General features: G+C 40.1%; 5 protein-coding genes and 1 pseudogene. All 6 read left to right on the top strand.

Going from position 1 to position 3,792, the window contains the following annotated elements; all coding sequences use genetic code 11:
* Nucleotides 1-386: sugar phosphate nucleotidyltransferase (locus QZZ35_RS09870; RefSeq protein WP_291237247.1), on the top strand; the 386-nt coding region annotated here is incomplete at its 5' end.
* A 28-nt stretch (nucleotides 387-414) separates the two neighbouring features.
* Nucleotides 415-1,665, top strand: coding sequence for a nucleotide sugar dehydrogenase (locus QZZ35_RS09865; protein ID WP_291237246.1), 1,251 nt, complete (start codon nucleotides 415-417; stop codon nucleotides 1,663-1,665).
* Between the two features lie 20 nt (nucleotides 1,666-1,685).
* Nucleotides 1,686-2,150, top strand: coding sequence for a PssD/Cps14F family polysaccharide biosynthesis glycosyltransferase (gene pssD, locus QZZ35_RS09860; protein ID WP_291237245.1), 465 nt, complete (start codon nucleotides 1,686-1,688; stop codon nucleotides 2,148-2,150).
* The gene (locus QZZ35_RS09855) at nucleotides 2,150-2,644 is read left to right on the top strand and encodes a glycosyltransferase (protein WP_291237244.1); all 495 of its coding nucleotides are present in this window, start codon (nucleotides 2,150-2,152) and stop codon (nucleotides 2,642-2,644) included. The genes pssD and QZZ35_RS09855 overlap by 1 nt, the downstream gene beginning before the upstream one ends.
* Nucleotides 2,645-2,692: 48 nt before the next feature.
* Complete coding sequence (locus tag QZZ35_RS09850; RefSeq protein ID WP_291237243.1) at nucleotides 2,693-3,523, top strand: ATP-grasp fold amidoligase family protein; 831 nt, start codon at nucleotides 2,693-2,695, stop codon at nucleotides 3,521-3,523.
* Nucleotides 3,524-3,532: 9 nt separating this feature from the next.
* Nucleotides 3,533-3,792, top strand: a pseudogene (locus QZZ35_RS09845) (glycosyltransferase family 1 protein); the annotation flags it as partial.

The following is a 3,792-nucleotide window of genomic DNA, read 5'->3' as shown; positions in this document are numbered from 1 at the left end:
TGGATTTCAGCCTTTCAAAGTTCGTTGATTTTGCCAAGGAAAAGAATACTTCCTGTGTAATGTGCCATGAGGAAAATGAACTGAAAAAGCAGCAAAAGACGGCAATTATCACAGTGGATAACAATGACCTGATTACCAGCTATGAGGAAAAGCCGAAAGAGCCAAAAGGAAATCTGGCTGTGCCGCCGTTCTATTGCTACCGTACCTGTGATGCAAAGAGGATTCAGGAAGCACTGAATAATGGCTGCGGCTATGACGCACCGGGCAGCTTTGCGGCTTGGTTGAGCAAGCAGACCCCGATGCACGCTTACGTCATGCCGGGTAAGAGGTATGACATTGGCGATATTAACAGTTATGAGTATGTGAAAAGTGTGTTTTCAAAATAAAAACACAAAGAGAGAGGAGAAAGTAATCATGAAAGATTATAAGGATTTGAAAATTGCTGTGGCGGGAACTGGCTACGTTGGACTTTCCATTGCAACGCTGCTGAGCCAGCACCATAAGGTTATGGCAGTGGATATTGTGCCGGAAAAGGTGGAACTCATCAATAATAAAAAGTCCCCGATTCAGGATGAATATATTGAAAAGTATCTGGCAGAGAAAGATCTGAATCTGACTGCAACTCTGGATGCTAAGGAAGCATACAGTGATGCTGATTTTGTAGTCATCGCCGCACCTACCAACTACGATAGCAAGAAGAACTTTTTTGACACAAGTGCGGTAGAAGCTGTCATTAAACTGGTCATCGAGTATAATCCGGAAGCCATTATGGTTATCAAGAGTACCATCCCGGTTGGTTATACAGCAAGTGTTCGTGAGAAGTTCCACTGCGACAATATCATCTTCAGCCCGGAGTTCTTGCGTGAGAGCAAGGCTCTGTATGATAACCTTTATCCCTCCCGTATCATCGTCGGAACCGACGTGGATAATGCTCGACTGGTAAAGGCAGCACACACTTTTGCAGAACTCCTGCAGGAAGGCGCAATTAAAGAGAACATTGACACTCTGTTCATGGGCTTTACTGAGGCAGAGGCAGTTAAGCTGTTTGCCAACACCTATCTGGCACTGCGTGTCAGCTACTTCAACGAACTGGATACCTATGCTGAGATGAAAGGGCTGAACACTCAGCAGATCATCAACGGTGTTTGCCTGGATCCTCGTATTGGTACTCATTATAACAATCCGTCCTTTGGCTACGGTGGATACTGCCTGCCGAAAGACACCAAGCAGCTGCTGGCGAACTACGCCGATGTACCGGAAAACCTGATCGAGGCTATTGTTGAGAGCAATAGAACTCGTAAAGACTTCATCGCCGACCGTGTTTTGGAGATTGCTGGTGCTTATGAAGCGAATGACAGCTGGGATGAGAGCAAGGAAAAAGAAGTTGTGGTCGGTGTATACCGTCTTACTATGAAGAGTAACAGCGATAACTTCCGCCAGAGTTCCATTCAGGGTGTCATGAAGCGCATCAAGGCAAAGGGTGCAACTGTTATCATCTACGAACCGACTCTGAAAGATGGTGAGAAGTTCTTCGGATCAGTGGTGGTCAATGACTTGGATGAGTTTAAGAAGCAGAGTCAGGCCATCATCGCAAACCGTTATGATAAGTGCTTGGATGATGTAAAAGAAAAAGTTTACACGAGAGATATTTTCCAGCGTGACTAAGAAGAAGTGGAGAAGAGTAGATGAAACATAATAGAAAACCAAGACTTTGTTTTGTGTCATCGTCAGGTGGTCATTGGGAGCAGCTCCAGAAACTGGAACCGCTTACGAAAAAATATGAAGGTTTTTTTGTAACAGAGAAAACACAGTTCGACGCACCACTTGGCAAGTATTTTATGAAGCAAACTGACTTGAAAGATAAATTCATGATTCCCAAAATGCTGTGGAACACACTGTACACACTCTTTATTTGGGCAAAAGAACGTCCGGACTTTGTGATAACAACGGGAACCATGGTTGCATATCCATTTTATCTTTTGGCGGTGTTGTTCCATAAGAAATTTGTGTTTATCGAAACATTCGGACGTGCAAATATGCCGACTGTAGCAGGTAAGAAAATGGAAAAACACACAGATTTGTTTATAGTCCAGTGGGAAACACAAAAGAAATTTTATAAAAAAGCAATTTATGGAGGGTGTCTATACTAATGATCTTTGTGACTGTCGGGTCAAGAAATTATCCTTTTGACCGTTTGTTTAAAAAATTAGATGAGCTTTATGAAAAGGGTGTGTTGACTGACTCGATGTTTGCTCAGATTGGCACATCTAAATATAAACCAAAGCATTATGAATATAAGGATTTTATTTCTCAAGAAGAATTCTTGGAGAAAGTAAAAGAAGCAGATATTGTGGTATCTCATGGCGCTTCTGGCTCTATCATGAAACCCTTGAATGCAGGAAAGAAAGTTATTGCTGTGACTCGCCTCGCTAAATATGGTGAACACATCAATGATCATCAGATTCAGAACAATGAGGCATTTAACCTTAACAGATATGTTCTGATGGCAGATTTGGAACTTGAAAATCTTGGAGAGTGTTTTCAAAAAATTTATGATGGAACTGATGAATTAGTTCCGTGGGTAAATAAAGATCCAATGGCAATTGTAAATATGATCGATAAATTTATCCAGGAGAATTGGTGAGGAGAGATTATGTCAAGCAACAAGTTGTTAAAAAAAGTGAAATATGCAATGCGATTTATTCCGGATAGCATATATATTCAAATTTATTATTTTGCGCACTTTAAGAAATTCTGTGATTTAAAAAAACCGAGTACATACAATGAAAAATTAAACTGGCTCAAATTACATGACCATAATCCGCTTTATCCAACACTTGTTGATAAGTATGAGGCAAAAGAATATGTTGCACGGATAATTGGAAATGAGTATATCATTCCGACACTCGGTGTTTGGGATACATTCGATGATATAGATTTTGAAAAGCTTCCGAATCAGTTTGTGTTAAAATGCACTCATGATTCAGAAGGACTTGTTATTGTTAAAGACAAGAAAAAATTGGATAAAAACGCTGCAAAGGAAAAGATTGAAGCAGCTTTAAAGCAGAATTTCTATTACATTGGTCGCGAATGGCCATATAAAGATGTTAGGCCTCGGATCATCGCTGAGCAGTATATGGAAGACCATGTTGACGGAGAATTAAGAGACTATAAGTTCTTCTGCTTTGGCGGTGAACCTAAGGCTATGTTTATTGCATCGGATAGAGCCTCAGATCATGTAAAATTTGATTATTATGATTTAAAATTCAATCATTTGGATATCAAGCAAAAATATCCTCACGCTCAAGAGGCTTTACGGAAACCAGTTACTTTTGAAAAGATGATTGATTTCTCGAAAATATTATCCAAGGGGTTTCCACATGTTAGAGTCGATTTCTATGAGGTGGATGGACACTTATATTTTGGAGAATTAACATTTTATCATTTCAGTGGATTTATGCCATTTGAGCCGGATCGATGGGATAAAGTATTTGGCGATTGGTTGAAACTTCCGAAAGTATGAGGAGAAGACATGGAGAAAAATAGTAAGGAGCCTATTCGGGTGTTACATGTCTTGCAGCGCATGGAAGCTGCTGGTGTGCAGACACTGTTGATGAATCTTTATAGGAGTATAGACCGTTCACAAGTGCAATTTGATTTTCTGGTTCATTATAAAGAACATCAGTTTTTTGACGACGAAATAGAGGCTTTAGGTGGAAAAATTTACAGGTTATCTGTCTTGCACCTGAGCATCAACGATAGCATTCGTATTACAAATTTCTTTAAACTGAA

Source organism: Frisingicoccus sp., assembly GCA_016298055.1.
Taxonomy (GTDB): Bacteria; Bacillota; Clostridia; order Lachnospirales; family Lachnospiraceae; genus Frisingicoccus.
The sequence above is the reverse complement of the archived record's forward strand: the minus strand, read 5'-3'. Positions and strand labels throughout refer to the sequence as shown.

What these genes read in the sequence shown, in the direction of transcription:
- QZZ35_RS09865 (WP_291237246.1), top strand. Translation starts at nt 415, where the DNA reads ATGAAAGATTATAAGGATTTGAAAATTGCTGTGGCGGGAACTGGCTAC.
- pssD (WP_291237245.1), top strand. Translation starts at nt 1,686, where the DNA reads ATGAAACATAATAGAAAACCAAGACTTTGTTTTGTGTCATCGTCAGGT.
- QZZ35_RS09855 (WP_291237244.1), top strand. Translation starts at nt 2,150, where the DNA reads ATGATCTTTGTGACTGTCGGGTCAAGAAATTATCCTTTTGACCGTTTG.
- QZZ35_RS09850 (WP_291237243.1), top strand. Translation starts at nt 2,693, where the DNA reads ATGCGATTTATTCCGGATAGCATATATATTCAAATTTATTATTTTGCG.